Here is a 25,983-nt window from a genome sequence, read left to right as displayed (position 1 = left end):
AGATGGCGAAGAAGGCTCTCATCGCGAAGGCTGCTCGCAAGCCCAAGTTCGGAGTGCGCGGCTACACCCGCTGCCAGCGCTGCGGTCGTCCGCACTCCGTGTACCGCAAGTTCGGCCTCTGCCGCGTGTGCCTTCGTGAGATGGCTCACCGTGGCGAGCTGCCGGGCGTGACCAAGAGCTCCTGGTAGTCCGGGTAATCCCCGGCTCCCAGGGCTCTCGGTAAGCAGTGGGAACGGCGGGAGGCCCACCCCGCATGGCTTAGGCTTGTGGGGTTGGGCGCCTGCCGTGCCCATACGCGGGCTTTGCCCGCTCATGTTTGCTTACTACGCCGTAGGTCCACCGCGCCGCACCCGTCCCGTCTCGGATCGGGGAGAGGGATGGCGCACCAGGAAACCCCGGCGAGAGAGGCCGAAGGCCAATTCATGACCATGACTGATCCGATCGCAGACATGCTTACGCGTCTGCGGAACGCGAACTCGGCGTACCACGACACCGTGGCGATGCCGCACTCGAAGATCAAGTCGCACATCGCGGAGATCCTCCAGCAGGAGGGCTTCATCACGGGCTGGAAGGTCGAGGACGCCGAAGTCGGCAAGAACCTCGTCCTGGACCTGAAGTTCGGTCCCAACCGTGAGCGCTCCATCGCGGGCATCAAGCGGATCTCCAAGCCCGGTCTCCGGGTGTACGCGAAGTCCACCAACCTGCCGAAGGTGCTCGGCGGCCTCGGCGTGGCGATCATCTCCACGTCGCACGGGCTCCTCACCGACAAGCAGGCCGGCAAGAAGGGCGTGGGTGGGGAAGTCCTCGCCTACGTCTGGTAGCGGAAGGGAACGGAGGAAACAGCTATGTCGCGCATCGGCAAGCTCCCCATCGCGGTTCCCGCCGGCGTGGACGTCACCATCGACGGCCAGACGGTCACGGTGAAGGGCCCCAAGGGCACGCTGAACCACACCGTCGTGTCGCCGATCGAGATCGCCAAGGGTGAGGACGGCGTCCTGAACGTCACCCGCCCCAACGACGAGCGTCAGAACAAGGCCCTGCACGGCCTGTCCCGCACGCTGGTGGCGAACATGATCACCGGCGTGACCCAGGGTTACGTGAAGAAGCTCGAGATCAGCGGTGTCGGTTACCGCGTTGTCGCCAAGGGTTCCAACCTGGAGTTCTCCCTGGGCTACAGCCACCCGATCACGATCGAGGCGCCCGAGGGCATCACCTTCAAGGTGGAGGCCCCCACCCGCTTCTCGGTCGAGGGCATCGACAAGCAGAAGGTCGGCGAGGTTGCGGCGAACATCCGCAAGCTGCGCAAGCCCGACCCGTACAAGGCCAAGGGCGTCAAGTACGAGGGCGAAGTCATCCGCCGCAAGGTCGGAAAGGCGGGTAAGTAAGCCATGGCATACGGGCAGAAGATCCTCAAGGGCGACGCCTACAAGCGTGCTGCTATCAAGCGTCGTCACATCCGGATCCGCAAGAACGTCTCTGGTACTGCCGAGCGTCCTCGCCTGGTCGTGACTCGTTCCAACCGCCACATCGTGGCGCAGGTGATCGACGACCTGAAGGGTCACACGCTGGCTTCGGCGTCCACGCTGGACGCGTCGATCCGCGGTGGCGAGGCCGACAAGTCCTCGCAGGCCCAGCAGGTCGGTGCCCTGGTCGCGGAGCGCGCCAAGGCCGCCGGTGTCGAGGCTGTCGTGTTCGACCGCGGTGGCAACAGGTACGCGGGGCGCATCGCCGCCCTGGCGGACGCCGCCCGCGAAGCCGGACTCAAGTTCTGAGTCGGTTCCGTAGCTAGCGGAAACAGAGAGAGGTAATTCCAATGGCTGGACCCCAGCGCCGCGGTGGCGGTGCCGGTGGCGGCGAGCGGCGGGACCGGAAGGGCCGTGACGGCGGCGCAGCTGCCGCCGAGAAGACCGCATACGTTGAGCGCGTCGTAGCGATCAACCGTGTCGCCAAGGTTGTGAAGGGTGGTCGTCGCTTCAGCTTCACCGCGCTGGTCGTGGTGGGCGACGGTGACGGCACCGTGGGTGTCGGATACGGCAAGGCCAAGGAGGTGCCGGCCGCCATCGCCAAGGGCGTTGAGGAGGCCAAGAAGCACTTCTTCAAGGTCCCCCGCATCCAGGGCACCATCCCGCACCCCATCCAGGGTGAGAAGGCTGCCGGCGTCGTGCTGCTCAAGCCCGCGTCGCCCGGTACCGGTGTGATCGCCGGTGGTCCGGTGCGCGCCGTGCTCGAGTGCGCCGGTATCCACGACGTGCTGTCGAAGTCGCTCGGCTCCGACAACCAGATCAACATCGTGCACGCGACCGTGGAGGCCCTCAAGGGTCTGCAGCGTCCCGAGGAGATCGCGGCCCGCCGTGGTCTGCCCCTCGAGGACGTCGCCCCCGCGGCTCTTCTCCGTGCGCGTGCCGGGGCGGGTGCGTAATCATGGCGCAGCTCAAGATTACGCAGGTCAAGTCCTACATCGGCAGCAAGCAGAACCACCGTGACACCCTGCGCTCCCTTGGTCTCAAGGGCATCAACACGCAGGTCGTCAAGGAGGACCGCCCCGAGTTCCGCGGAATGGTGCACACCGTCCGCCACCTCGTGACGGTCGAGGAGGTCGACTGATCATGGCGGAGAACAACCCGCTCAAGATCCACAACCTCCGTCCCGCCCCCGGCGCCAAGACCGCGAAGACCCGTGTCGGTCGTGGTGAGGCGTCGAAGGGTAAGACGGCCGGTCGTGGTACCAAGGGCACCAAGGCCCGTTACCAGGTTCCGGAGCGCTTCGAGGGTGGCCAGATGCCGCTCCACATGCGTCTCCCGAAGCTGAAGGGCTTCAAGAACCCGTTCAAGACCGAGTTCCAGGTCGTCAACCTGGACAAGCTCGCCTCCCTCTACCCCGAGGGCGGAGAGGTCACGGTCGAGGACCTGGTCGCCAAGGGCGCCGTGCGCAAGAACAGCCTCGTCAAGGTCCTGGGCCAGGGCGAGATCTCCGTGGCGCTGCAGGTGACGGTCGACGCCGTCTCCGGCTCCGCCAAGGAGAAGATCACCGCCGCCGGCGGTACCGTCACCGAGCTCGTCTGACCCCGTCAGGTGTCTCGATGACGTAGAGCGATCCCGACCGGGGATACCCCACAAATGGGGTATCCCCGGTTGGTCGTTCCTAGGGTGGCGGTGTCGCCGGTAAGGTGGCCTGCGCTGCCCATTGACCTCGGGAGCCCCATACGGGGCACTCACCGCGGCAGTTGACCGTTACGTAATCGTCCTTAGTCGGAATCTCAAGACCGTCACCCTTGACGCAGTTGCGCGGGGGGTCGCAGGAGGCACCGTGCTCACCGCGTTCGCCCGGGCGTTCAAGACGCCCGACCTGCGCAAGAAGCTGCTCTTCACGCTCGGCATCATCGTCGTGTACCGCATCGGTACGAACGTCCCGATCCCGGGTGTCGACTACCGCAACGTCCAGGCCTGTATCGACAACGCTGAGGCCGGCCAGGGCCTGCTGGGTCTGGTCAACATGTTCAGCGGCGGCGCGCTGCTCCAGATCACGATCTTCGCGCTGGGCATCATGCCGTACATCACGGCGAGCATCATCCTGCAGCTGCTGACCGTCGTGATCCCGCGCCTGGAAGCCCTGAAGAAGGAGGGCCAGGCCGGTACGGCGAAGATCACGCAGTACACCCGTTACCTGACGGTCGCGCTGGCCATCCTCCAGGGAACCGGCCTGGTGGCCACCGCCCGCAGCGGCTCCCTCTTCCCGGGCTGCCCCGTCGCCGGGCAGATCGTCCCCGACCAGTCGATCTTCGTGACCGTGACCATGGTCATCACCATGACCGCCGGTACGGCCGCCGTGATGTGGCTCGGTGAGCTCATCACCGACCGCGGCATCGGCAACGGCATGTCGATCCTGATGTTCATCTCGATCGCCGCGACCTTCCCCTCCGCCCTGTGGGCCATCAAGGAGCAGGGCAGCCTGGCGGACGGCTGGATCGAGTTCGGCACCGTCATGGTCGTCGGCTTCGTCATGGTCGCCCTGGTCGTCTTCGTCGAGCAGGCCCAGCGCCGGATCCCGGTGCAGTACGCCAAGCGCATGATCGGCCGGCGTTCCTACGGCGGCACGTCCACCTACATCCCGCTGAAGGTGAACCAGGCGGGTGTCATTCCCGTCATCTTCGCCTCGTCGCTGCTCTACATTCCCGCGCTGATCGTGCAGTTCTCGAACTCCAACGCGGGCTGGGCGGCCTGGATCACGAAGAACCTCGCGGACACCGGCGCGACGTTCCACATCATCCTGTACTTCCTGTTGATCGTCTTCTTCGCCTTCTTCTACGTGGCGATCACCTTCAACCCCGAAGAAGTCGCCGACAACATGAAGAAGTATGGTGGCTTCATCCCGGGCATCCGGGCTGGCCGACCGACCGCTGAGTACCTGAGCTACGTACTCAACCGGATCACCTGGCCGGGTTCGCTGTATCTGGGCCTGATCTCTCTCGTGCCGACAATGGCGTTGGCTGGTTTCGGGGCAAACCAGAACTTCCCGTTCGGCGGGACCAGCATCCTGATCATCGTGGGTGTCGGTCTCGAGACCGTGAAGCAGATCGAGAGCCAGCTCCAGCAGCGCAATTACGAAGGGTTCCTCCGCTGATGCGAATCGTCCTCGTCGGGCCGCCGGGTGCCGGAAAGGGTACGCAGGCCACCCGCCTTGCCGAGAAACTGCGCATCCCGCACATCTCCACGGGTGACCTGTTCCGCGCCAACATCAGCCGGCAGACGGAGCTGGGCAAACTCGCGAAGTCCTACATGGACGCCGGCAACCTCGTCCCCGACGAGGTCACCATCGCCATGGCCAAGGACCGCATGGAGCAGCCCGACGCCGAGGGCGGCTTCCTGCTGGACGGCTTCCCGCGCAACGTGTCGCAGGCCGAGGCGCTGGACGAGCTGCTGCAGACCGAGGGCATCAAGCTGGACGCGGTGCTCGATCTCGAGGCCCCCGAGGACGAGGTCGTCAAGCGGATCGCCGGGCGGCGGGTCTGCCGCAAGGACTCGGCGCACGTGTTCCACGTGACGTACAGCCCGCCGCGGCAGGAGGGTGTCTGTGACACCTGCGGCGGCGAGCTGTACCAGCGGGACGACGACTCGGAGTCGACGGTGCGGACGCGGCTGGAGGTCTACCACACGCAGACCGAGCCGATCATCGATTACTACCGGGCGCAGGGCCTGGTCGTGACGATCTCGGCGATGGGTCCCGTGGACGAGGTCACCGGGCGGGCTCTGGAGGCGCTGAAGAGCGCCGAGTAGTCCCATGCCGTCCGTCACAGCCGCGGTCCCCCGTGCGGGGCCGCGGCTGTCGCATGGCCGGGGGTGGCCGCCCGCGGGGCCGAGGGTGTTCGGGCGCCCGTATCGTTGGAAGTGTTCGCCTACCTGATCCACGAGAGGTCCTCGTCCCCATGGTGCAGATCAAGAGCCCTGAGCAGATCGCCAAGATGCGTGAGGCGGGGCTGGTCGTCGCGGCCATCCACGCGGCCACCCGTGAGGCGGCCGTGCCCGGGGCCACGACCAAGGATCTGGACCAGGTCGCGCGCAAGGTCCTCGCCGAACACGGCGCCAAGCCGAACTTCCTCGGTTACGGCGGCTTCCCCGCCACCATCTGCACCTCGGTGAACGAGGTCGTCGTCCACGGCATCCCCTCCGACGACGTCGTCCTCAAGGACGGGGACGTCATCTCCATCGACTGCGGTGCGATCATCGACGGCTGGCACGGCGACGCGGCCTACACCGCGTTCGTCGGGTCCGGGCACTCGCCGGAGCTGGTCGAGCTGTCCCGGGTGACCGAGGAGTCGATGTGGGCCGGCATCGCGGCCATGAAGCAGGGCAACCGGCTGGTGGACATCTCCCGGGCCGTGGAGACGTACATCCGCCGCCAGCCGAAGCCGGGCGGCGGCAAGTACGGGATCATCGAGGACTACGGCGGCCACGGCATCGGCACCGAGATGCACATGGACCCGCACCTGCTGAACTACGTCGACCGCAAGCGGGGCAAGGGCCCCAAGCTGGTCCCGGGCTTCTGCCTCGCCATCGAGCCGATGGTCTCCCTGGGCACCCCGAAGACGGAGGTCCTCTCCGACGACTGGACCGTCATCACCACGGACGGCACCTGGTCCTCCCACTGGGAGCACTCCGTCGCCCTCACCGAGCAGGGCCCGCTGGTCCTGACGGCGCCCGACGGCGGCAAGGCCAAGCTGGCGGAACTGGGCGTCACCGCGGCACCCGACCCGCTGGCCTGACCCGGTCCCGGGCCGCGGCGCCGGGCTGAGACCGGCGCCGCCGCTCGACGCCGGTGGCGCTGCGGCGCCGCGCCCGCGGCCCGCGCCCGTGAGGCGTCCCGGGCCGACTCCGGGGTTCCCCGGGTTAAGGATCTCCCCGGTGGGGCAGGATTTCTCGATTCGTGTTTCCGGGTGCGCTGACGTAGACTGACTCGTCGGCTCTTGTGCACCCGCATGTCTGCATGTCCCGCGTGGTGCGCGTCGGAGTCGATCAAGGTAGTCGATTCGAAGGGCGAAGCGTGGCCAAGAAGCAAGGTGCCATCGAGATCGAGGGCACTGTCGTCGAGTCTCTTCCGAACGCCATGTTCAAGGTCGAGCTCCAGAACGGCCACCAGGTCCTGGCACACATCAGCGGCAAGATGCGCATGCACTACATCCGCATCCTCCCTGACGACCGGGTCGTGGTGGAGCTCTCCCCGTACGACCTGACGCGTGGCCGGATCGTCTACCGGTACAAGTAGATCTTGCCCGCTCCCCGGCCCGCCGGGGTGATGGCACTGACCCGGAGAACCTCACACCCATGAAGGTCAAGCCGAGCGTCAAGAAGATCTGCGACAAGTGCAGGGTGATCCGCCGTCACGGCCGGGTCATGATCATCTGTGACAACCCGCGCCACAAGCAGCGCCAGGGCTGACCACAGCCGATCGACCCTCTGCGACTTTCCGCAGAACTTCGCGCGACGCGAGCAGTACACGTTCATACGCAGGTCCCGAGCCGCACGGCTCGACACCCCCGGCTCGGAGGCCGGGGACCCGGCCCGTACCTCGTACGGCGGGCAGGGATCCGGTCCTGTGGAAGACCTCCGACAACTAACTGGAGCCATTGAATGGCACGCGTTTCCGGTGTTGACATCCCGCGCGAAAAGCGCGTGGAGATCGCCCTCACCTACGTGTTCGGCATCGGCCGAACCCTTTCGCAGCAGACGCTGGCCGCCACCGGCGTCGACCCGAACACCCGCGTTCGCGACCTCTCCGAGGAGCAGCTCGTCGCGATCCGTGAGTTCGTGGACAACAACATCAAGACCGAGGGTGACCTCCGTCGCGAGATCCAGGCCGACATCCGCCGCAAGGTCGAGATCGGTACCTACCAGGGTCTGCGTCACCGTCGCGGTCTGCCTGTCCGCGGTCAGCGCACCAGCACCAACGCGCGTACCCGCAAGGGCCCGCGTCGCGCCATCGCCGGCAAGAAGAAGCCGGGCAAGAAGTAGTCCTCAGCGGACGCTCATCCAGCGGTCTTGCTGCAGGACCGACCACCTCCCGTAGGAGTTATAGATGCCCCCCAAGGGTCGTCAGGGCGCTGCCAAGAAGGTGCGCCGCAAGGAAAAGAAGAACGTCGCTCACGGCCACGCGCACATCAAGAGCACGTTCAACAACACCATCGTGTCGATCACGGACCCCTCCGGCAACGTGATCTCCTGGGCCTCCGCCGGCCACGTCGGCTTCAAGGGCTCCCGGAAGTCCACGCCGTTCGCCGCGCAGATGGCCGCCGAGTCGGCTGCCCGCCGCGCCCAGGAGCACGGCATGCGCAAGGTCGACGTGTTCGTCAAGGGCCCGGGCTCCGGTCGTGAGACCGCGATCCGCTCCCTGCAGGCCACGGGCCTCGAGGTCGGCTCCATCCAGGACGTCACCCCGACCCCGCACAACGGCTGCCGTCCGCCGAAGCGCCGCCGCGTCTGAGACGCCTGCCGCTTCGTTCGGCTCCGGTTTCCGGGCGGTACGGCTCGCAAGGGCCGTGCCGCCCGTACCCTTGCAGTACCCGCACTTCTCACCGGGTGCGGTCCGTCGGGCGTCAAATAGCGGGCGTCCACGAAAGAAGGATCTGATCCACACATGCTGATCGCTCAGCGTCCCTCGTTGACCGAAGAGGTCGTCGACGAATTCCGCTCCCGGTTCGTGATCGAGCCGCTGGAGCCGGGCTTCGGCTACACCCTCGGCAACTCCCTGCGCCGTACCCTCCTGTCGTCGATCCCCGGTGCCGCCGTCACCAGCATCCGCATCGACGGCGTCCTGCACGAGTTCACCACCGTGCCGGGCGTCAAGGAGGACGTCACCGACCTGATCCTCAACATCAAGCAGCTGGTCGTCTCCTCGGAGCACGACGAGCCGGTCGTGATGTACCTGCGCAAGCAGGGCCCGGGTCTGGTCACCGCCGCCGACATCGCGCCGCCGGCCGGTGTCGAGGTGCACAACCCCGACCTCGTCCTCGCCACGCTCAACGGCAAGGGCAAGCTGGAGATGGAGCTGACGGTCGAGCGCGGCCGCGGCTACGTCTCCGCCGTGCAGAACAAGCAGGTCGGTCAGGAGATCGGGCGCATCCCGGTCGACTCGATCTACTCGCCGGTTCTCAAGGTCACCTACAAGGTCGAGGCGACCCGTGTCGAGCAGCGCACCGACTTCGACAAGCTGATCGTCGACGTCGAGACCAAGCAGGCGATGCGTCCGCGTGACGCCATGGCCTCCGCGGGCAAGACCCTGGTCGAGCTGTTCGGTCTCGCCCGCGAGCTGAACATCGACGCCGAGGGCATCGACATGGGCCCGTCCCCCACGGACGCCGCCCTCGCCGCCGACCTGGCGCTGCCGATCGAGGAGCTGGAGCTCACCGTTCGGTCGTACAACTGCCTCAAGCGTGAGGGCATCCACTCCGTGGGTGAACTCGTCGCGCGCAGCGAGGCGGACCTGCTCGACATCCGCAACTTCGGTGCGAAGTCGATCGACGAGGTCAAGGCGAAGCTGGCCGGTATGGGCCTCGCGCTGAAGGACTCGCCCCCCGGGTTCGACCCGACCGCCGCCGCCGACGCGTTCGGCGCGGACGACGACGCGGACGCGGGCTTCGTGGAGACCGAGCAGTACTGAGCGCTTCGCGAGGAGGCCGGTCCCGCGGCTGCGGGCCCGTTGCGGCCAGTCGCGCCCACGCGACGGAGTCGCATGTCGACACCGTCCCGCGCCCCTTGGGGGCGCGGACCCTCCGGGCGTCTGCGAAGGCGCCCGGATCTCCGACGGGCAACCGCCCGCTCGGATACTGACCCCGGTACCTGATACGGCCGGGGCAGACACCTAGGAGAAACACCATGCCGAAGCCCACCAAGGGTGCCCGTCTGGGCGGCAGCGCCGCGCACGAGAAGCTCCTGCTCGCGAACCTCGCGAAGTCGCTCTTCGAGCACGGCCGCATCACCACCACCGAGGCGAAGGCGCGCAAGCTGCGTCCGTACGCCGAGCGTCTGGTCACCAAGGCGAAGAAGGGCGACCTTCACAACCGCCGTCAGGTGCTCCAGGTCATCACGGACAAGAGCATCGTCCACACGCTCTTCACCGAGATCGGCCCGCGGTACGAGAACCGTCCCGGTGGCTACACCCGCATCACCAAGATCGGTAACCGCCGTGGCGACAACGCGCCCATGGCCGTCATCGAGCTGGTCGAGGCGCTGACCGTGCAGCAGACCGCTGTCGGCGAGGCGGAGGCCGCGACCAAGCGTTCCGCGAAGGACGCCGAGGGCGCCGAGGCCGCTGAGGTGAAGGCGGACCTGTCCAAGGACGAGGCCGCCGAGGCTCCGGCCGAGGAGTCGAAGGACGCGTAAGCGTCCGGTGGGGCGCTGCGGGATCGTGGCTGCGGCTGTGCCGTGGCTGGTCGCGCAGTTCCCCGCGCCCCTCTGGGGCGCTACCGCGGGCCCGTTCCTTTCGAGGAGCGGGCCCGCTTTTTTTGCATGGGTGAGAGGATCTTTGGTGTGAGTGACGAAGTGCGGCCGGGGTTCGTGCGGGTGCGGCTGGATCTTTCCTACGACGGGGCCGAGTTCTCCGGGTGGGCCAAGCAGGCCGGCGGGCGGCGGACCGTACAGGGGGAGATCGAGGACGCGCTGCGGACCGTGACGCGGTCCGGCGGGACGGCGTACGAGCTGACCGTCGCGGGGCGGACGGACGCCGGTGTCCACGCGCGGGGCCAGGTCGCGCACGTCGATCTGCCCCGGGAGGTGTGGGCCGAGCACCACACCAAGCTGCTCAAGCGGCTCGCCGGGCGGCTGCCGAGGGACGTACGGGTGTGGGCGCTCCGGGAGGCGCCCGCCGGGTTCAACGCGCGGTTCTCCGCGATCTGGCGGCGTTACGCCTACCGGGTCACCGACAACCCGGGCGGGGTGGACCCGCTGCTGCGCGGACATGTGCTGTGGCACGACTGGCCGTTGGACGTCGACGCGATGAACGACGCGGCACGCGGGCTGCTCGGGGAGCACGACTTCGCCGCGTACTGCAAGCGGCGCGAGGGCGCGACGACCATCCGGACGCTCCAGGAGCTGAGCCTGGTGCGGGGGGAGGACGGGATTATCACCGCCACGGTCCGCGCGGACGCCTTCTGCCACAACATGGTGCGCTCGCTGATCGGCGCGCTGCTGTTCGTCGGTGACGGTCACCGTCCGGCCAACTGGCCGGGCAAGGTGCTCGCCGCGGGCGTGAGGGACTCGGCCGTCCACGTCGTACGCCCGCACGGGCTGACCCTGGAGGAGGTCGGCTACCCCGCCGACGACCTGCTGGCCGCCCGCAGCAAGGAGGCCCGCAACAAGCGGTCGCTGCCGGCGGGCGGCTGCTGCTGAACCCCGCCCGCGGCGGTGCTACTCGTTCGCCGCCGCCGACGCCTGGGCCTCGCCCCTGCGGCGGATCTGACGGAACGTGAACTCCTGGAGGTCGTCGCCCGTGGCGAAGACGGCCTTGTCCTTCTCCGTCACGTTCTTGCCGTCCGTGAAGCCCGCCAGGGTGAAGTAGGCGTAGCGGCCGACGGTGTTGGTGGTGGAGCGGCAGACCGCGCCGGAGCAGAAGTCCTTGACGCCGCCGCCCGACAGCGACTTGATGATGCTCTTCTTGTCGGCCTGCTGCCGGGCCTTGGCAGCCTGGGCCCGGGTGTCGAAGACGGCCACACCGACCGTCACCGCCATGTTGTCCTTGGTGTAGGTGACCCGGATCAGGCGCGTGCACCGGTTGTCGGTGAGCGCCTTGGGGAGCGTCGCCTTCGCGGCCGAGGCGCAGTTCTCGGTGTCCGCCGTCGGGCCCTTCTTGTACACCGTCTCACCCATGGTCAGCTGCGTGCCCGGGAAGAGGATGTCGGGGCTGAGCGGGGCCTTGTCCTTCACCGCGCTGGCGATGAAGTCGTTCGGGTCCAGCGGCGGCGGGGCGCTCGTCGGGGCGAACGAGGGGACGGTGCCCGTCGGGCTCGGCAGGTCGGAGGCCGCGGGCAGCTGGGAGGAGGCGCCCGGCGAGGCCTGGTCGCCGCCGTTCGCCGAGACGACGGCGACCGCCACGGCCGTGCCTATCGCGACGGTGGCGAGGGCGCCACCGCCTATGAACAGCAGTCGGCGGCGCTTGGCGCGGGCCTCGGACGCGTCGGCGAGCGCGGCCCAGTCGGGCGACTGGCCGGCGCCGCCGCTGCTCCAGGGCTGCTGGGAATTCGGTTTCCAGGGATCCCACTGCTGTGAGGGTCCCCCCTGCCCAAAACTCATGGGGCGCATCTTAGACGGGGCAAGGGGTGTGCTGGTCCGCCTCAACGGGCGCGACAGGCCCTAGCGTTGCGCGCATGGCGACGGGCAAAAGCGACATCTCCGGGTGGTTGGTGCGTCCTGCGGGTGGCTGGTGGTGGGCCGGACTCGTGGCCGTGCTGGGCGCGCTGACGGTCCATACGATGCTGGTGACCTCGGACGGAGGCATGGACAACCGCATCGTCGTGGACGCCGCGCGAACCTGGCTGGAGGGTGGATCGCCCTACGACGACCGGCACTTCCTCTATTTTCCGAGCGCGGTCATGGCCGCCGTCCCGCAGGCGCTGCTGCCGCGCTCCGTGCTCGACGTACTGGTGCCGGTGGCGGTGACCCTCGCGCTCGCCCTGGGCTGGGCCTGCGCGCTGCGGCTGCACCGGGTGCCGCTGCGCAGCCGGCTCGCCGTCCTCGGGCTCGTCGCCCTGGCGGCCGGGTTCGCTCCGTTCGGGCAACTGGTGCGGCTGGGCAACTGGACGGTGACGGCCGTACTGGCGCTCCCGCTGTGCCTGCTGCTGGCCGGCCGGGGCCGGTGGGTCGCGGCCGGTGCGGTCATCGGGGTCGCGGTGGCGGTGAAGCCGCTGCTCGCGCCGATGGCGCTGCTGTTCCTCTTCGCCCGCCGGTGGAGGGCGCTGGCCCTGGTGATCCTGCTGCCGGCCGTGACGTCGGTGGTGGCGGCGCTGTTCCTGCCCGACCCCGCGGGCTTCCTCACCCGCACCCTGCCCTTCCTGCTGACCGGCGACGACCCCTTCCTGCGCCTCTACGAGGCGGGGCCCGCCGCCGTGCTGCCCCGGCTCGGTGTGCCCCAGGCCCCGGCGACGCTGCTGGCGGTGCTCGCGGCCGCCGTGGGGGTGGCGTGCGCGTACCGGCGCTGGCGGGGGCCGGGGCCGGTGGCGCTGCGGCTGGCGGAGACGTCGGCGGGGCTGATGCTCTCGGCGTTCCTCGTGTCGCGGCCCTCCTACAACCACTACCTCCTCGTCGTGCTGCCGCTGCTGCTCGCCGGACTGCCCCACGCGGGGTCGGTCACCCGGCGTCCCTGGTTCTGGCTCGCGCTGGTGCCCCAGCTGCCGGGGGTGACCTGGCCGTGGCTGGAGTCGGGGAGACGGCGCGCGTTCCGGGACTCGGTCACGCTGTGCGTGCTGGCGGTGACCGTCGCGTACCACGGTGTGCGCGGGGCGGGCGGGGCCGGCCGGGCGGGCGGAGCGGGCGGGGCTGGCGGGGCCGGCGAGGTGGGTGACGTGGACGGGGCGCGGGGGGCGTCCGAGGGGCGGGGACCCGCTGTAGAATCTGTGTAGTTCATCGGCGACGTCACCGACGGCGGTCTCGTTTTGACCCGTCCGGCCGAGCATGGGTATTCTGCATGTTCGTTGTGTGTAGTGGCTTGCTCATTCTCACGTGAGGGGCCCTTACACCGGTCCACCGGACCGATGACCAGCGACCGGCACGCGGTTTGCGTCACCGCAGTGCGGTCAGGGCTGTCGTGATCGTCTTCGGTGACCTTGTCAGGACCATTCACTGAAGAAGCGAAGGCTACGAACCGTGCGTACGTACAGCCCCAAGCCCGGCGATGTGACGCGCCAGTGGCACGTCATCGACGCTCAGGACGTCGTCCTGGGTCGTCTGGCCTCCACTGCGGCCTCCATCCTGCGCGGCAAGCACAAGCCGATCTACGCGCCCCACGTCGACACCGGTGACTTCGTCATCATCATCAACGCGGACAAGGTGCACCTCTCCGGCAACAAGCGGACCCAGAAGATGGCGTACCGCCACTCGGGTTACCCGGGTGGTCTGCGCTCCGTCCGCTACGACGAGCTGCTGGCGAAGAACCCCGAGAAGGCCATCGAGAAGGCCGTCAAGGGCATGCTCCCCAAGAACACCCTGGGCCGTCAGATGCTCTCGAAGCTGAAGGTCTACTCGGGCGACCAGCACCCGCACGCTGCCCAGCAGCCGGTGCCGTTCGAGATCACCCAGGTCGCGCAGTAAGTCCGGCCACCCCCTAAGACTGAACAGAATCTGAGGAGCATCGTGGCCGAGACCACTGCCGAGCAGCCGCTCGAAGAGCTTGACATCGACAGCTACACCACCGAGTCCGAGGTGCCCGTCGAGGGCGAGTACACGTCGGAGTCCATGGCGTCCCGCTTCGGTGAGCCCCAGCCGGCCGCCGGCCTGGGCCGTCGCAAGAACGCCATCGCCCGCGTCCGGATCGTCCCGGGCACCGGCAAGTGGAAGATCAACGGGCGCACCCTCGAGGACTACTTCCCGAACAAGGTGCACCAGCAGGAAGTCAACGAGCCCTTCAAGGTGCTCGAGCTCGAAGGCCGCTACGACGTCATCGCCCGCATCGCGGGTGGCGGTGTCTCCGGTCAGGCCGGTGCGCTCCGTCTCGGTGTCGCCCGTGCGCTGAACGAGGCGGACGTCGACAACAACCGCGGCCCGCTGAAGAAGGCCGGCTTCCTCAAGCGCGACGACCGTGCGGTCGAGCGCAAGAAGGCCGGTCTGAAGAAGGCCCGCAAGGCCCCGCAGTACAGCAAGCGCTAAACACAGGGCGCTCGCGCGTACTCCGAACGCCCCGGCGGCACGCCACAGTGCCGCCGGGGCGTTCGTTTATTCAGCGCCGTGGGCGTATAACGGCACAAGGCGCTCAAACGCTAATGTGATCGGATGGTCGGGCGTCGGGTGTGACCGTTGCGGTGCGCGCCCGGAGGTGTGGAGCCGCACTCGCCTCACGGCCGTCGAACACTTCACAAGCTTGGTCAGTGGCACAACCGTCGGCCGTACGGACGGTCCTACGCCTCGGCAGGACGTGGGAGGCGGGGCCCTGGTTCGGCTATCGGTACTGACGCATCATCAGGAGGACAAGTGGGACGACTCTTCGGCACGGACGGCGTGCGCGGTGTCGCCAACGCGGACCTGACCGCGGAAATGGCGCTCGGTCTGTCCGTCGCCGCCGCGCACGTACTGGCGGAAGCCGGCACGTTCGAAGGCCACCGGCCCACCGCCGTGGTCGGACGTGACCCGCGCGCGTCCGGGGAGTTCCTGGAGGCCGCCGTGGTCGCCGGCCTCGCCAGTGCGGGCGTGGACGTCCTGCGCGTCGGCGTGCTGCCCACACCGGCCGTGGCACACCTCACCGGCGCCCTCGGCGCCGACCTCGGCGTCATGCTCTCCGCGAGCCACAACGCCATGCCGGACAACGGCATCAAGTTCTTCGCCCGCGGCGGTCACAAGCTCGCCGACGAGCTGGAGGACCGCATCGAGTCCGTGTACGAGGAACACCGCACCGGCGCGCCGTGGAACCGTCCGACCGGCGCCGGTGTCGGTCGCGTACGGGACTACGAGGAGGGCCTGGAGACGTACGTCGCCCACCTCGTCGGCGTTCTCCCCAACCGGCTGGACGGTCTGCGGATCGTCCTCGACGAGGCGCACGGCGCCGCCGCCGCGGTCTCCCCGGAGGCGTTCACGCGGGCCGGGGCCGAGGTCGTCACCATCGGCGCGGAGCCGGACGGGCTCAACATCAACGACGGCTGCGGGTCGACGCACCTCGACCAGCTGAAGGCCGCGGTCGTCGAGCACGGGGCCGCGCTGGGCATCGCGCACGACGGCGACGCCGACCGGTGCCTGGCCGTCGACCACACCGGTGAGGAGGTCGACGGCGACCAGATCCTCGCGGTGCTGGCACTGGCCATGCGGGAGCGGTCCGCGCTGCGGTCCGACACCGTCGTCGCGACGGTGATGTCGAACCTCGGGTTCAAGCTGGCGATGGAGCGGGAGGGCATCCGGCTGGTGCAGACCGCCGTCGGCGACCGGTACGTGCTGGAGGAGATGAAGAAGCAGGGCTACGCCCTCGGGGGCGAGCAGTCCGGGCACGTCATCGTCCTCGACCACGCGACGACCGGCGACGGCACCCTGACCGGGCTGCTGCTCGCCGCGCGGGTCGCGGGGAGCGGGCGGCCGCTGCGGGAGCTGGCGTCGGTGATGGAGCGGCTGCCGCAGGTGCTGATCAATGTTCCGGACGTGGACAAGTCCCGGGTGAAGACCTCCGCGGAGCTCGCTGCCGCGGTGGGTGAGGCGGAGCGGGAACTCGGTGAGACGGGGCGCGTGCTGCTGCGGTCCTCGGGGACGGAGCCCCTGGTCCGGGTCATGGTCGAGGCCGCGGACATCGACCAGGCGCGGTCGGTGGCGGGACGTCTGGCCGACGTGGTGAAGTCGGCGCTGGGGTAGCCGACGAGGGGTGGGCTACGCCTGCGGGTCGCCTGCGGGTTGCCTGCGGCGTGGTGTGGCGGGGTGCGGGTGGAGTGCCGTGTGCGGCGTGGTGGGTGGATGCCTGCGGCGCCGCTGTCCCTTCGGCGGGGGCTTGGGTAGCGCCTGCGGTGCGTGGGTGGTGCGGGGCCGCGTCGGGGGTGTCCGTCCTCGGGCCGGCGCGAGGGTGTCGCCCGGTGGTGGTGAGGGTGCGGACGCGCCGGCCACTGCGGGCGGCCACCCCCGCCCCGTCCCTTCCCCGCCGCGTGCGACCACGCCCCCACCCGCCGTCGCTCGTCCGCGGGCAGTCGCCCCGCCACCCCGTCGCCTCCGCTCTCCGCGGGCAGTCGTGCCGCTGGGGCGATGGGGGAGGGCGGGCGCGACGGCACCCCGCAGGCGCCGGGCTGCGCAGTCCCCCCGGCCCGTACCGGCGCGGGGGACGCCGGGCGGCGCCCCCGTCAAGCGGGCCGTCTGCGCAGGCGTTGGTGCTGCCTGGACCAGAGGGCCTTCTGCGTCAGCAGGGTCAGTGTCCCGGCGAGGGTGATCCCCAGCAGGTTGAGCAGCAACTGCTGGGAAGAACCCCACGTCTGCACCGTGTCCCCGTAACTCAGCGCCACGGCGGCGTTCGCAGCGGCCGGAACCGTCGTCACCGAGATCGCGACCCCCACCAGCGCACCCGACTTCGCGGACGTCAGCGACAGCGTGCCGGCCGCTCCGGCCAGTACCGCCACGACGAAGGAGAACCAGTCGGGCGCGTACACGAAGCCGGTCTGCGGCCGATCGCCCTCCAGCTTCTCCTCGGTGAACAGTCCGACCGTGTCCATGAAGAGGCTGAAGCCCACCGTCAGCGCCATCGCCACCGCGAACCCCACCAGCAGCGCGACCAGCGAACGGGCCGCGAGGCGCGGCCGGCGCCGCACCACCGCCGTGGAGATGCCGGCCAGCGGGCCGAACTCCGGACCCACCGCCATCGCGCCCACGATCAGGACCGCGTTGTCCAGGACGACTCCGCACGCCGCGATCATGGTCGCCAGCGTGAGGAACGCGAGGTAGGTGACCGAGAGGGTCGACTCCTCGTGGGTGGCGTCGGTCAGGTGCTCCCACAGCACCGCGTCCGCGCTCTCGCCCGGCGCCTCCTTCTCCGCCTCGGCCGCGCGCTGCGACAGCGACAGGTCGACGTTCTCCACGGCGATGGAACCGGTCGCGTCCAGTCCGAGCCGCCGCAACCCGCTGAGCAGGTCGTCGCCGGCCTCCCGGGCCACGTCGCACAGCACGACGTCCCCGGCGGGGTCGCGGGCGGCACCCGGCAGTACGCACAGGTGCGCCGTCCCGATCGTCCCCTCGATCAGCCGGACCACCTCATCGGTCTGCCCGGCGGGTGTGATCAGGCGCAGGTGCAGCATGGCGGCAGCGTAGCCGCCGTGGTCCGGTTCACAGCTTGCGCAGTCTGAGGCGTTGGACCTTGTGGTCGGGTCCCTTGCGCAGGATCAGGGTGGCCCGGCCCCGGGTGGGGGCGATGTTCTCGACCAGGTTCGGCCTGTTGATGGTGCGCCACATCGTGCGCGCGTAGTCGAGGGCCTCCTCCTCGGACACCTGGGTGTACGTGCGGAAGTACGACGACGGATCCTGGAACGCGGTCTCCCGCAGCCGCTTGAACCGGTGGAGGTACCAGCGCTCGATGTCCTCCGTGCGGGCGTCGACGTACACGCTGAAGTCGAAGTAGTCGGCCAGACCGACGCGTGTGCGGCCGTCCTTGCCGGGCAGTGCGGGCTGCAGGACGTTGAGTCCTTCGACGATCAGGATGTCCGGGCGGCGCACGGTGAGCTTCTCGCCGGGGACGATGTCGTAGATGAGGTGGGAGTAGACGGGCGCGGTGACCTCGCTCTTGCCCGCCTTGATGTCGGCGACGAAGCGGGTCAGCGCACGGCGGTCGTAGGACTCGGGGAAACCTTTCCGCGACATCAGCCCCCGCTTCTGGAGCTCTTCGGTCGGCAGCAGGAAACCGTCCGTGGTGACCAGCTCCACGCGCGGATGCTCCGGCCAGCGGGACAGCAGCGCGCGCAGCAGCCGGGCCACCGTGGACTTGCCGACGGCGACGGAACCGGCGACCCCTATGACGAAGGGCGTGCCCGACTGGGAGCCCTGCTCGCCGAGGAAGGTGTTGAGCGCGCTCCGCAGCCCGTCCGTGGCGCCGACGTAGAGATTGAGCAGCCGGGACAGCGGGAGGTAGATGTCGCGCACCTCGTCGAGGTCGATGACGTCACCGAGCCCGCGCAGCTGCTCTACCTCCGCGGCCGACAGCGGCAGCGGCGTCTTGTCGCGCAGCGCGCTCCACTCGGCGCGGGTGAGGTCGACGTAGGGAGTCGCCTCCGGCCGCTGCCGGTGGGCGCTCCGGGGCATCGAGGGGACCGGAGAGATCACAGTCCATTGTTAACGGAGTTTGAACGGGACGACAGGTGGGCTGTGTCACGCTCGGCGTGCCCCTGTCACGTGGTGATCACAGTCGGGACGCAACTGAGTCATCGGTGATCACCTGTGTGCCTGCTGTGTTTAGGGTGCGGCTTTGTGCTGTGGATCTTCTCCACACTTTCGAGAAAGAGTTCCTTCGTGACAACCAGCCCCGTCCGCCGTACCGTGCTCGCCGCTTCCGCCGCCGCGCTCGCCCTGCTCGTCACCGCCTGCGGTGGCTCCGGCGACGAGGACAAGGCCGGCGACAGCAAGGGCAAGGCCGACACGGCCGCCTCCGCCTCCGCCGCTCCGGCGGCCAAGGCGCTCACCGCCGCCGAGCTGGAGAAGGCCGTGCTGGCGCAGGCGGACGTCAAGGACGGCAAGGTGACGGAGGTGCCCGCCGAGGACGACGCCACCGCCGACAAGGTGAAGTCGAAGGACGCGGCCTGCCAGCCGCTCGCCCAGCTGCAGATGGGCGTGCCCGCGGGCTCGCCGGCGGCCACGGTGAAGCGGTCCTGGGCGAGCCAGCCGGAGAAGCCGGCCGCGGACGCCGGCCCCGAGGAGGCCCTGCTCGCCGGTCTCGACGTGGAACAGATGGTCGTCACGCTCGCCTCCTACGAGGACGGTGGCGCCGAGCAGGTCATCAAGGACGTCGAGGCCGCCGCCGGCACGTGCGCCGGTGGCTTCGCCTACGACGCCATGGGTGAGGCGCTCACGATCGAGTCGGTCGAGAAGACCGAGGCGCCCGGCGGCGGCGACGAGGCGGTCGCGATCACGGCGCTGCTGGCCGCGGAGGAGGGCGTGAAGGCGCCGATGAAGCTGGTCGTCGCCCGCAAGGGCGCCACCGTCGCCTCCTTCACCGTCACCAACTTCGCCTCCGCCGCCACCGGCGAGGACTTCGAGTTCCCGACGGCGGTCTCCGACGCGCAGCTCGGCAAGCTCGCCTGACGCACTCCCGCGTTCGTATTCCCACCGGCGCTTCGTGCACCGGTGGGAATTTCCGATTTCGGGCACGGAGCGGCCCTTTTCGCCGGCTGACGGACCGTAGGCTGCCGGGCATGTGCGGAATCGTGGGTTACGTGGGGCCGCAGTCGGCGCTGGACGTCGTGACGGCCGGACTGAAGCGACTGGAGTACCGGGGCTACGACTCGGCGGGTGTCGCCGTGCAGGCCGACGGCGGACTGGCCACGGCCAAGAAGGCCGGAAAGCTGGTCAACCTGGAGAAGGAGCTGGCCGGCCGGCCGCTGCCGGCCGGGACGACCGCGATCGGCCACACCCGCTGGGCCACGCACGGCGGTCCGACCGACGCCAACGCCCACCCGCACCTCGACAACGCGGGCCGTGTCGCCGTCGTCCACAACGGCATCATCGAGAACTTCGCCGCCCTGCGGGAGGAGCTGACCGAGCGCGGGCACGAGCTCGGCTCCGAGACGGACACCGAGGTCGTCGCCCATCTGCTCGCCGAGGAGTTCTCCGGCTGCGCGGACCTCGCGGAGGCGATGCGGCTGGTGTGCCGCCGCCTGGAGGGGGCGTTCACCCTGGTGGCCGTCCACGCGGACGAGCCGGACGTGGTGGTGGGCGCGCGGCGCAACTCCCCGCTGGTGGTGGGCGTGGGGGAGGGGGAGGCCTTCCTCGCCTCCGACGTGGCCGCCTTCATCGCGCACACGCGGGAGGCCGTCGAGCTGGGGCAGGACCAGGTGGTGGAGCTGCGCCGGGACTCGGTGACCGTCACCGACTTCGACGGCGGCGCGGCCGACGTCCGGGCGTACCACGTCGACTGGGACGCCTCCGCCGCCGAGAAGGGCGGCTACGACTACTTCATGCTCAAGGAGATCGCCGAGCAGCCGAAGGCCGTCGCCGACACCCTGCTGGGCCGCATCGACGGCGCGGGCTCGCTCACCCTGGACGAGGTCCGCATCCCGGCGAACGCGCTGCGCGAGGTCGACAAGGTCGTCATCGTCGCCTGCGGCACGGCCTTCCACGCGGGGCTCATCGCCAAGTACGCCATCGAGCACTGGACGCGCATCCCGTGCGAGGTGGAGCTGGCGAGCGAGTTCCGCTACCGGGACCCGATCCTCGACCAGCAGACGCTGGTCATCGCCATCTCCCAGTCCGGCGAGACCATGGACACGCTGATGGCGCTGCGGCACGCCCGCGAGCAGGGCGCCAAGGTCCTGGCGATCTGCAACACCAACGGCTCGACGATCCCGCGCGAGTCGGACGCGGTGCTGTACACGCACGCCGGACCGGAGGTCGCCGTCGCCTCGACGAAGGCGTTCCTGACGCAGCTGGTCGCCTGCTACCTGGTCGCGCTGTACCTGGGTCAGGTGCGGGGCACCAAGTGGGCCGACGAGATCCGCGCGGTGGTGCGGGACCTGTCCTCGGTCTCCGGCGCGGTGGACCGGGTCCTGGAGACCATGGAGCCGGTACGGGAGCTGGCCCGGTCGCTGGCGGAGAAGAACACGGTGCTATTCCTCGGACGGCACGTGGGCTACCCGGTGGCGCTGGAGGGGGCCCTGAAGCTGAAGGAGCTCGCCTACATGCACGCGGAGGGCTTCGCGGCGGGCGAGTTGAAGCACGGGCCGATCGCGCTCATCGAGGACGACCTGCCGGTGGTGGTCGTCGTCCCGTCGCCGCGGGGCCGGTCGGTCCTGCACGACAAGATCGTCTCCAACATCCAGGAGATCCGGGCGCGCGGTGCGCGCACCATCGTCATCGCGGAGGAGGGCGACGAGGCGGTGGTGCCGTACGCCGACCACCTGATCCGGATCCCGGTGACCCCCACGCTCCTCCAGCCGCTGGTGGCGACCGTCCCCCTCCAGGTGTTCGCGTGCGAGCTGGCGACCGCCCGGGGCAACGAGGTGGACCAGCCGCGCAACCTCGCCAAGTCGGTGACGGTGGAGTAGGCGCCGACACCTCGGGGCGGGCTCCGGTCCGCCGTAGGGTGCCCGTATGAGCATCATCGGAGTCGGGATCGACGTGGCCGAGATCGACCGTTTCGCGGCCTCGCTGGAGCGGACGCCCGCCCTGGCCCAGCGGCTCTTCCGGGAGAGCGAACTGCTGCTGCCCAGCGGGGAGCGGCGGGGCGTCGCCTCCCTCGCGGCGCGGTTCGCCGCCAAGGAGGCGCTGGCCAAGGCGCTCGGGGCGCCGGCCGGGTTGTACTGGACCGACGCCGAGGTGTGGTGCGAGGACAGCGGACAGCCGCGGCTGCGGGTGACGGGGACCGTGGCGGCGCGGGCCGCGGAACTCGGCGTACGGGCCTGGCACGTGTCCCTCAGCCATGACGCCGGGGTCGCCTCGGCGGTCGTCGTCGCCGAGGGGTGAGGGCGTCGCTCGCGTTCCCGGGGACCGGGGTCGGCCTGCCGGTGTGGGCTGAGGTCTTCCTCGCCGTCGCCGCCGTGCTCACCGTCGTCTCCGCCCTCGTGCGGCTGCTCCGCAGGCACCGCCGGTGAATCCCGTACGGTTGTTCCGGAGAAGAGATGCGTGCTTCGCCTGAACGGGGGTACACGCGGGAAGCCGGCGCCCGGAACCGGGAGCCGATCGATTTGGGAGGGCTAACTGTGACGTCGACGATGGCGCGGACGGACCGAGCTCAGCGCGTGACCGAGCTGCCGGAGGTCGTCGATCCCGGCCAGGTCGCGCCCCAGGACGCACGCGAACTGTCCAAGCAGTTCTTCCGCCGGCTCACGGAGCTGGAGGAGGGCACGCACGAGTACCAGTACGCGCGCAACACGCTGATCGAGATGAACATGTCCCTGGTCCGCTACGCGGCCGGCCGGTTCCGCAGCCGCGGGCCGGAGGAGATGGAGGACATCGTCCAGGTCGGCATGATCGGTCTGATCAAGGCGATCGACCGGTTCGAGCTGTCCCGCGAGGTGGAGTTCACCTCCTTCGCGATCCCCTACATCGTCGGTGAGATCAAGCGGTTCTTCCGGGACACCTCCTGGTCCGTGCACGTCCCGCGGCGTCTCCAGGAGGCCCGGGTGCAGCTCGCCCGCGCCACCGAGGAACTGCGCAGCCGGCTGGGCCGTACGCCCACGACCGCCGAGCTCGCCCAGCTGATGAGCCTGACCGAGGCCGAGGTCAACGAGGCCAGGATCGCCTCCAACGGCTACAACTCCTCCTCGCTGGACGCCACCATCGGCAGCGAGCCGGACGGCGAGAGCGTGCTCGCCGACTTCATCGGCGCCGAGGACGCGGCCCTCGAACTGGTCGAGGACTTCCACGCGCTCGCCCCGATGATCGCCGACCTCGACGAGCGCGAGCGGAAGATCGTGCACTGGCGGTTCGTGGAGGAGCTGACGCAGGCGGAGATCGGTGAGCGGCTCGGCTGCTCCCAGATGCACGTCTCGCGGCTGCTGTCCCGGACGCTGAAGAAGCTGCGGGCGGGCATGCTCAGCACCAGCTGAGGCGATCGCGGCGGAACGGACATGGTGCGGGGTGCGGCTCGGTGAGCCGCACCCCGCGGTCGTGCGTCAGCAGATCGACTGGCTGCTGTTCACCAGGCGGTTGTTGCGGAAGGTCGTGTTCTCGCCGCAGGGACTCTCGCGGATCGAGGAGTTCGTCACCGTGAGGTTCTGCACCGTGATGTCCCGGTTGTTGGCGAACTCCGCGCGGGCGGCCAGGCGGATCTCGCCGCCACCGGTGACCGTGCCGCTCTGGGCGGCCAGGTTCACGTTGTAGCAGTTCTCGATCAGGATCGCGTTGTTGCCGGTGTCCGAGAGCGTGATCCGGTCGATCGTCGCGCCGCCGCTCTCCGAGACGCAGAACACGCCGCGTCCGCCGCCGCGCGCCACGACCTCGCCCACCCGGATGTTGGTGGCGTACGAACTGCCGACGCGGCCGTTGCGGTTGGCCATGCGGAAGGCCGCGTACCCGGTGCCGGTGCCCGCGTTCTCCGCGTCCACCCTGGCGACCGTGGCGTTGACGGTCTGGTTCAGCAGCAGGCCGGACTCGCCGACGTTACGGGCGGTCACCGTGCCGACGGTCAGGCCGTCGACGCCGTAGGTCTCCACGGCGTGGCTGGACGCGCCGGAGACGTACACGTTGTCGATGCGCACGTTGCGCGTCCACTGGCTGGTGTCGCCGCGGTTGTCGATGCGGACGCCCAGGCCGCGCGTCAGGCGCATGTCGATCTGGCCCAGGACCACGTTCTGCACGTTGCGCAGGAAGACGCCGTAGAGCGGGCCGCCGGTGACGTAGAGGTGCTGCACCTCGATGTCGCGGGTGCCGCGGGAGTAGACCGGGGCCTGGTCGCCGGTGCCGCTGCCGGTCACGTTGATGGTGCCGCAGACGTCGAGGACCGTGTAGCTCGGCAGGGAGATGCGGGAACCGGCCGAGATCGAGCCCGAGCCGCGGACGACGACCCGCTCCTTGCTGGTACGGCCGGCGGACAGGCTGCTGATCGCCGCCTGGACGGCCGCGCGCATGTCGGTGCCGGTGTAGACCGTGCCGCTGCCGCGGCGGGCGGTCCAGGTACTGCCGTTCAGGACGGCCTCGGCCTGGTAGGAACCGTCGCCGCAGGCGGCGGCGCGGGCCGGGGCGGAGGTGGGGCCGGACGCGGGGGTGGATGCGCCGGTCGCGGTGGTCGTCGCCGCGGTGGCCGGGGCCGTCATGGTGGCGACGGTGGTGAGGAGTGCGGTGGCGCCGGCGGCTGCGAGAAGTGCGGCTCTGCGTCGCATGGGTCCTCTGTCTCTGTCGTCAGTGTCGTCGAAACGATTCGACTGAATCGATTCATGCGGTGGGGGCCGGAGAGTTTGGCAAGGGCATGGCAGGGAGTCAAGCGGGGGCCCGCCCGGATCCGGGAGTCGCCGGTTGCCGCAGTCGGCCGCGTTCCTGCGGGAGTCGCCGGTTACGGGAGCGGGCCGCGTTCCTGCGGGAGACTCGGACGCATGCGGACTGCGTACAGCGTGGAGACGGTCAGGACGGCGGAGCGGGAACTGATGGCACGGCTGCCGGAGGGCGCGCTGATGCAGCGCGCCGCCGCCGGGCTCGCCGCGGCCTGCGCGGATGTGCTGGGGCGGGTGTACGGCAGCAGGGTCGTGCTGCTGGTCGGCAGCGGCGACAACGGGGGCGACGCGCTGTACGCCGGAGCCCGGCTGGCCCGGCGCGGGGCGGGCGTGAGCGCGGTGCTGCTCGCGCCGGAGCGCGCCCACGCCGGAGGGCTCGCCGCGCTGCGCCGGGCGGGGGGCCGGGTCCGGGCGGCCGGGGCGGACGGCGTGGAGGAGCTGATCGAGGGCGCGGATCTCGTCCTCGACGGCATCGTCGGGATCGGCGGCACGGGCGGGCTGCGCCCGGACGCCGTGCCGCTCGCCGAGGCCGCCGAGCGGTCCCGGGCGGTGCTCGTCGCGGTCGACCTCCCCAGCGGGGTCGACGCCGACACCGGCGAGGTGCGGGGCAGGGCGCTGCGTGCCGACCTCACGGTGACGTTCGGGACCCACAAGCCGGGACTGCTGATCGACCCGGCCCGGGAGTACGCGGGGACGGTGCGCCTGGCCGACATCGGGCTGTCGCTGCCCGACGAGCCGGAACTGGAGGCGCCGCAGCACACCGACGTGGCGCGGCTGCTGCCGGTGCCGGCCGCCGAGAGCGACAAGTACCGCAGGGGTGTCGTCGGCGTCGCGGCCGGGTCCGGCCGCTACCCGGGGGCCGCGGTGCTCGCGGTGGCGGGCGCGCTGCGGGGCGGGGCGGGGGCCGTGCGGTACGTCGGTCCCGCCGGGCAGGCCGTGATCGCCCGTTTCCCCGAGACGCTGGTGTCGGACCGGGGGCCCGAGCACGCGGGGCGGGTGCAGGCGTGGGTGGTCGGGCCGGGGGCCGGGGACGACGCGGCGACGGTCGCGGAGGTGCTGGCGGCGGACGTGCCGGTGCTGATCGACGCGGACGGGCTGCGGCTGGCGGAGGCGTCGGCGGTCCGGGCCCGGCGGGCGCCGACGCTGCTGACCCCGCACGCGGGGGAGGCGGCGGCACTGCTCGGTGTCGACCGGGAGGAGGTCGAGGGGGGCCGGCTGGGCGCGGTGCGGGAGCTCGCGGCGCGGTACGGGGCGGCGGTGCTGCTGAAGGGGTCGACGACGCTGGTCGCGGGCGCGGGCGGTGAGGGGCCGGTGCGGGTGAACCCGACGGGAACGCCGTGGCTGGCCACCGCGGGCAGCGGGGACGTGCTGTCGGGGCTGGCGGGCTCGTTGCTGGCGGCGGGGCTGTCGGCGGTGGACGCGGGCAGTGCGGCGGCGTACCTGCACGGGCTGGCCGGGCGGTTCGCGGCGGACGGTGCGCCGGTGGGGGCCCAGGACGTGGCGGAGGGGATCGCGGGGGCGTGGCGGAGCGTGGTGCGGGGGTGAGTACGGGCGGGGGCGGGGGCGCGGGCGGGGTTCGCGCCTGCGCCGCCGGTCCCAGGAGGCGGACGTCCCGCCGGTCCCAGGAGGCGGACGTCCCGCCGCCGTCCCCGCGGGCCGGTGGCCTCGGCACCCCCTCCGGGCCCGGAGCGGGCCAGGTCCAA

31 protein-coding genes are annotated in these 25,983 nt (G+C 70.2%); 27 read left to right on the top strand and 4 right to left on the bottom strand.

The window, feature by feature from the left end; all coding sequences use genetic code 11:
• Nucleotides 1-2 precede the first annotated feature (2 nt).
• From ACZ6A9_RS03240 to truA, 17 genes are all read left to right on the top strand, one after another.
• On the top strand, nt 3-188 hold the full coding sequence (locus tag ACZ6A9_RS03240) for a type Z 30S ribosomal protein S14 (protein WP_003948630.1): 186 nt from the start codon (nt 3-5) through the stop codon (nt 186-188).
• 234 nt (nt 189-422) lie between these two features.
• A complete protein-coding gene (rpsH, locus tag ACZ6A9_RS03235) occupies nt 423-821 on the top strand; it encodes a 30S ribosomal protein S8 (protein ID WP_004927242.1) in 399 nt (132 codons plus the stop codon).
• A gap of 24 nt (nt 822-845) precedes the next feature.
• Nucleotides 846-1,385: a 50S ribosomal protein L6 gene (gene rplF / locus ACZ6A9_RS03230; RefSeq protein WP_189558417.1), complete on the top strand. Its 540-nt coding sequence runs from the start codon at nt 846-848 to the stop codon at nt 1,383-1,385.
• A gap of 3 nt (nt 1,386-1,388) precedes the next feature.
• On the top strand, nt 1,389-1,772 hold the full coding sequence (gene rplR, locus ACZ6A9_RS03225) for a 50S ribosomal protein L18 (protein WP_190098388.1): 384 nt from the start codon (nt 1,389-1,391) through the stop codon (nt 1,770-1,772).
• A gap of 41 nt (nt 1,773-1,813) precedes the next feature.
• Nucleotides 1,814-2,419, top strand: a complete 606-nt coding sequence (rpsE, locus tag ACZ6A9_RS03220) for a 30S ribosomal protein S5 (protein ID WP_004927232.1) — start codon at nt 1,814-1,816, stop codon at nt 2,417-2,419.
• Between the two features lie 2 nt (nt 2,420-2,421).
• On the top strand, nt 2,422-2,604 hold the full coding sequence (gene rpmD / locus ACZ6A9_RS03215) for a 50S ribosomal protein L30 (RefSeq protein ID WP_003974250.1): 183 nt from the start codon (nt 2,422-2,424) through the stop codon (nt 2,602-2,604).
• A 2-nt stretch (nt 2,605-2,606) separates the two neighbouring features.
• Nucleotides 2,607-3,062, top strand: coding sequence for a 50S ribosomal protein L15 (gene rplO, locus ACZ6A9_RS03210; protein ID WP_024883206.1), 456 nt, complete (start codon nt 2,607-2,609; stop codon nt 3,060-3,062).
• 244 nt (nt 3,063-3,306) lie between these two features.
• Complete coding sequence (gene secY / locus ACZ6A9_RS03205) at nt 3,307-4,620, top strand: preprotein translocase subunit SecY (RefSeq protein WP_190098389.1); 1,314 nt, start codon at nt 3,307-3,309, stop codon at nt 4,618-4,620.
• Nucleotides 4,620-5,273, top strand: coding sequence for an adenylate kinase (locus tag ACZ6A9_RS03200; RefSeq protein WP_468977180.1), 654 nt, complete (start codon nt 4,620-4,622; stop codon nt 5,271-5,273). The genes secY and ACZ6A9_RS03200 overlap by 1 nt, the downstream gene beginning before the upstream one ends.
• A gap of 149 nt (nt 5,274-5,422) precedes the next feature.
• On the top strand, nt 5,423-6,259 hold the full coding sequence (gene map / locus ACZ6A9_RS03195) for a type I methionyl aminopeptidase (RefSeq protein ID WP_468977173.1): 837 nt from the start codon (nt 5,423-5,425) through the stop codon (nt 6,257-6,259).
• Nucleotides 6,260-6,537: 278 nt separating this feature from the next.
• Nucleotides 6,538-6,759 (top strand): translation initiation factor IF-1, encoded by a 222-nt coding sequence (gene infA, locus ACZ6A9_RS03190; RefSeq protein ID WP_003948620.1) that lies wholly within the window; start codon nt 6,538-6,540, stop codon nt 6,757-6,759.
• 59 nt (nt 6,760-6,818) lie between these two features.
• Nucleotides 6,819-6,932, top strand: coding sequence for a 50S ribosomal protein L36 (rpmJ, locus tag ACZ6A9_RS03185; protein ID WP_003948619.1), 114 nt, complete (start codon nt 6,819-6,821; stop codon nt 6,930-6,932).
• A gap of 192 nt (nt 6,933-7,124) precedes the next feature.
• Nucleotides 7,125-7,505, top strand: a complete 381-nt coding sequence (rpsM, locus tag ACZ6A9_RS03180; protein ID WP_006140893.1) for a 30S ribosomal protein S13 — start codon at nt 7,125-7,127, stop codon at nt 7,503-7,505.
• 64 nt (nt 7,506-7,569) lie between these two features.
• Nucleotides 7,570-7,974, top strand: coding sequence for a 30S ribosomal protein S11 (rpsK, locus tag ACZ6A9_RS03175; RefSeq protein ID WP_003956432.1), 405 nt, complete (start codon nt 7,570-7,572; stop codon nt 7,972-7,974).
• 153 nt (nt 7,975-8,127) lie between these two features.
• The gene (locus ACZ6A9_RS03170) at nt 8,128-9,150 is read left to right on the top strand and encodes a DNA-directed RNA polymerase subunit alpha (protein ID WP_003966937.1); all 1,023 of its coding nucleotides are present in this window, start codon (nt 8,128-8,130) and stop codon (nt 9,148-9,150) included.
• A gap of 215 nt (nt 9,151-9,365) precedes the next feature.
• Nucleotides 9,366-9,872, top strand: coding sequence for a 50S ribosomal protein L17 (gene rplQ / locus ACZ6A9_RS03165; protein ID WP_468977160.1), 507 nt, complete (start codon nt 9,366-9,368; stop codon nt 9,870-9,872).
• Nucleotides 9,873-10,019: 147 nt separating this feature from the next.
• Complete coding sequence (truA, locus tag ACZ6A9_RS03160; RefSeq protein WP_468977155.1) at nt 10,020-10,877, top strand: tRNA pseudouridine(38-40) synthase TruA; 858 nt, start codon at nt 10,020-10,022, stop codon at nt 10,875-10,877.
• Nucleotides 10,878-10,895: 18 nt separating this feature from the next.
• Here the strand turns inward: truA and ACZ6A9_RS03155 are convergent, their stop codons facing one another.
• Entirely contained in the window at nt 10,896-11,777 is an 882-nt protein-coding gene (locus ACZ6A9_RS03155) for a hypothetical protein (protein WP_468977149.1), read from the bottom strand.
• Between the two features lie 74 nt (nt 11,778-11,851).
• On the opposite strand from ACZ6A9_RS03155, the gene ACZ6A9_RS03150 reads away from it, so the two are divergent.
• The 4 genes from ACZ6A9_RS03150 to glmM all read left to right on the top strand — a co-directional run bounded on the left by ACZ6A9_RS03150 (nt 11,852) and on the right by glmM (nt 16,025).
• Nucleotides 11,852-13,102 (top strand): glycosyltransferase family 87 protein, encoded by a 1,251-nt coding sequence (locus ACZ6A9_RS03150; RefSeq protein ID WP_468977147.1) that lies wholly within the window; start codon nt 11,852-11,854, stop codon nt 13,100-13,102.
• 244 nt (nt 13,103-13,346) lie between these two features.
• Nucleotides 13,347-13,790 carry a 50S ribosomal protein L13 gene (gene rplM, locus ACZ6A9_RS03145; protein ID WP_019526965.1) on the top strand — a complete coding sequence of 148 codons (444 nt, stop codon included), beginning with the start codon at nt 13,347-13,349 and terminating at the stop codon, nt 13,788-13,790.
• A 42-nt stretch (nt 13,791-13,832) separates the two neighbouring features.
• A complete protein-coding gene (gene rpsI / locus ACZ6A9_RS03140) occupies nt 13,833-14,345 on the top strand; it encodes a 30S ribosomal protein S9 (RefSeq protein WP_004927169.1) in 513 nt (170 codons plus the stop codon).
• A gap of 321 nt (nt 14,346-14,666) precedes the next feature.
• The gene (glmM, locus tag ACZ6A9_RS03135) at nt 14,667-16,025 is read left to right on the top strand and encodes a phosphoglucosamine mutase (protein ID WP_468977143.1); all 1,359 of its coding nucleotides are present in this window, start codon (nt 14,667-14,669) and stop codon (nt 16,023-16,025) included.
• A gap of 476 nt (nt 16,026-16,501) precedes the next feature.
• Here glmM and ACZ6A9_RS03130 read toward each other — a convergent pair whose 3' ends face one another.
• Both ACZ6A9_RS03130 and coaA read right to left on the bottom strand, forming a co-directional pair.
• Nucleotides 16,502-17,446, bottom strand: coding sequence for a DUF389 domain-containing protein (locus ACZ6A9_RS03130; protein ID WP_468977141.1), 945 nt, complete (start codon nt 17,444-17,446; stop codon nt 16,502-16,504).
• A 28-nt stretch (nt 17,447-17,474) separates the two neighbouring features.
• Nucleotides 17,475-18,443, bottom strand: a complete 969-nt coding sequence (coaA, locus tag ACZ6A9_RS03125; RefSeq protein ID WP_468977138.1) for a type I pantothenate kinase — start codon at nt 18,441-18,443, stop codon at nt 17,475-17,477.
• Nucleotides 18,444-18,650: 207 nt separating this feature from the next.
• On the opposite strand from coaA, the gene ACZ6A9_RS03120 reads away from it, so the two are divergent.
• From ACZ6A9_RS03120 to ACZ6A9_RS03100, 5 genes are all read left to right on the top strand, one after another.
• Complete coding sequence (locus tag ACZ6A9_RS03120; protein ID WP_468977135.1) at nt 18,651-19,439, top strand: hypothetical protein; 789 nt, start codon at nt 18,651-18,653, stop codon at nt 19,437-19,439.
• Between the two features lie 110 nt (nt 19,440-19,549).
• Nucleotides 19,550-21,397, top strand: coding sequence for a glutamine--fructose-6-phosphate transaminase (isomerizing) (glmS, locus tag ACZ6A9_RS03115; RefSeq protein WP_468977131.1), 1,848 nt, complete (start codon nt 19,550-19,552; stop codon nt 21,395-21,397).
• 46 nt (nt 21,398-21,443) lie between these two features.
• Entirely contained in the window at nt 21,444-21,815 is a 372-nt protein-coding gene (locus tag ACZ6A9_RS03110; RefSeq protein WP_228967135.1) for a holo-ACP synthase, read from the top strand.
• Entirely contained in the window at nt 21,812-21,943 is a 132-nt protein-coding gene (locus ACZ6A9_RS03105; protein WP_468977123.1) for a hypothetical protein, read from the top strand. The genes ACZ6A9_RS03110 and ACZ6A9_RS03105 overlap by 4 nt, the downstream gene beginning before the upstream one ends.
• A gap of 120 nt (nt 21,944-22,063) precedes the next feature.
• Entirely contained in the window at nt 22,064-22,900 is an 837-nt protein-coding gene (locus ACZ6A9_RS03100; RefSeq protein ID WP_228967190.1) for an RNA polymerase sigma factor SigF, read from the top strand.
• 66 nt (nt 22,901-22,966) lie between these two features.
• Here ACZ6A9_RS03100 and ACZ6A9_RS03095 read toward each other — a convergent pair whose 3' ends face one another.
• Nucleotides 22,967-24,172, bottom strand: a complete 1,206-nt coding sequence (locus ACZ6A9_RS03095; RefSeq protein WP_468977120.1) for a hypothetical protein — start codon at nt 24,170-24,172, stop codon at nt 22,967-22,969.
• Nucleotides 24,173-24,382: 210 nt separating this feature from the next.
• Between ACZ6A9_RS03095 and ACZ6A9_RS03090 the strand changes: the two genes are divergently transcribed.
• Entirely contained in the window at nt 24,383-25,825 is a 1,443-nt protein-coding gene (locus ACZ6A9_RS03090; protein WP_468977118.1) for an NAD(P)H-hydrate dehydratase, read from the top strand.
• Nucleotides 25,826-25,983 lie beyond the last annotated feature (158 nt).

Source organism: Streptomyces sp. NPDC041124, from assembly GCF_055592385.1.
The sequence above is the reverse complement of the archived record's forward strand: the minus strand, read 5'-3'. Positions and strand labels throughout refer to the sequence as shown.

Bases quoted from the DNA above. Each gene is read 5' to 3' on its own strand.
- ACZ6A9_RS03240 (WP_003948630.1), top strand. From the start codon at position 3: ATGGCGAAGAAGGCTCTCATCGCGAAGGCTGCTCGCAAGCCCAAGTTC.
- rpsH (WP_004927242.1), top strand. From the start codon at position 423: ATGACCATGACTGATCCGATCGCAGACATGCTTACGCGTCTGCGGAAC.
- rplF (WP_189558417.1), top strand. From the start codon at position 846: ATGTCGCGCATCGGCAAGCTCCCCATCGCGGTTCCCGCCGGCGTGGAC.
- rplR (WP_190098388.1), top strand. From the start codon at position 1,389: ATGGCATACGGGCAGAAGATCCTCAAGGGCGACGCCTACAAGCGTGCT.
- rpsE (WP_004927232.1), top strand. From the start codon at position 1,814: ATGGCTGGACCCCAGCGCCGCGGTGGCGGTGCCGGTGGCGGCGAGCGG.
- rpmD (WP_003974250.1), top strand. From the start codon at position 2,422: ATGGCGCAGCTCAAGATTACGCAGGTCAAGTCCTACATCGGCAGCAAG.
- rplO (WP_024883206.1), top strand. From the start codon at position 2,607: ATGGCGGAGAACAACCCGCTCAAGATCCACAACCTCCGTCCCGCCCCC.
- ACZ6A9_RS03200 (WP_468977180.1), top strand. From the start codon at position 4,620: ATGCGAATCGTCCTCGTCGGGCCGCCGGGTGCCGGAAAGGGTACGCAG.
- map (WP_468977173.1), top strand. From the start codon at position 5,423: ATGGTGCAGATCAAGAGCCCTGAGCAGATCGCCAAGATGCGTGAGGCG.
- rpmJ (WP_003948619.1), top strand. From the start codon at position 6,819: ATGAAGGTCAAGCCGAGCGTCAAGAAGATCTGCGACAAGTGCAGGGTG.
- rpsM (WP_006140893.1), top strand. From the start codon at position 7,125: ATGGCACGCGTTTCCGGTGTTGACATCCCGCGCGAAAAGCGCGTGGAG.
- rpsK (WP_003956432.1), top strand. From the start codon at position 7,570: ATGCCCCCCAAGGGTCGTCAGGGCGCTGCCAAGAAGGTGCGCCGCAAG.
- ACZ6A9_RS03170 (WP_003966937.1), top strand. From the start codon at position 8,128: ATGCTGATCGCTCAGCGTCCCTCGTTGACCGAAGAGGTCGTCGACGAA.
- rplQ (WP_468977160.1), top strand. From the start codon at position 9,366: ATGCCGAAGCCCACCAAGGGTGCCCGTCTGGGCGGCAGCGCCGCGCAC.
- ACZ6A9_RS03155 (WP_468977149.1), bottom strand. From the start codon at position 11,777: ATGAGTTTTGGGCAGGGGGGACCCTCACAGCAGTGGGATCCCTGGAAA.
- ACZ6A9_RS03150 (WP_468977147.1), top strand. From the start codon at position 11,852: ATGGCGACGGGCAAAAGCGACATCTCCGGGTGGTTGGTGCGTCCTGCG.
- ACZ6A9_RS03130 (WP_468977141.1), bottom strand. From the start codon at position 17,446: ATGCTGCACCTGCGCCTGATCACACCCGCCGGGCAGACCGATGAGGTG.
- coaA (WP_468977138.1), bottom strand. From the start codon at position 18,443: ATGCCCCGGAGCGCCCACCGGCAGCGGCCGGAGGCGACTCCCTACGTC.
- glmS (WP_468977131.1), top strand. From the start codon at position 19,550: ATGTGCGGAATCGTGGGTTACGTGGGGCCGCAGTCGGCGCTGGACGTC.
- ACZ6A9_RS03110 (WP_228967135.1), top strand. From the start codon at position 21,444: ATGAGCATCATCGGAGTCGGGATCGACGTGGCCGAGATCGACCGTTTC.
- ACZ6A9_RS03100 (WP_228967190.1), top strand. From the start codon at position 22,064: ATGGCGCGGACGGACCGAGCTCAGCGCGTGACCGAGCTGCCGGAGGTC.
- ACZ6A9_RS03095 (WP_468977120.1), bottom strand. From the start codon at position 24,172: ATGCGACGCAGAGCCGCACTTCTCGCAGCCGCCGGCGCCACCGCACTC.
- ACZ6A9_RS03090 (WP_468977118.1), top strand. From the start codon at position 24,383: ATGCGGACTGCGTACAGCGTGGAGACGGTCAGGACGGCGGAGCGGGAA.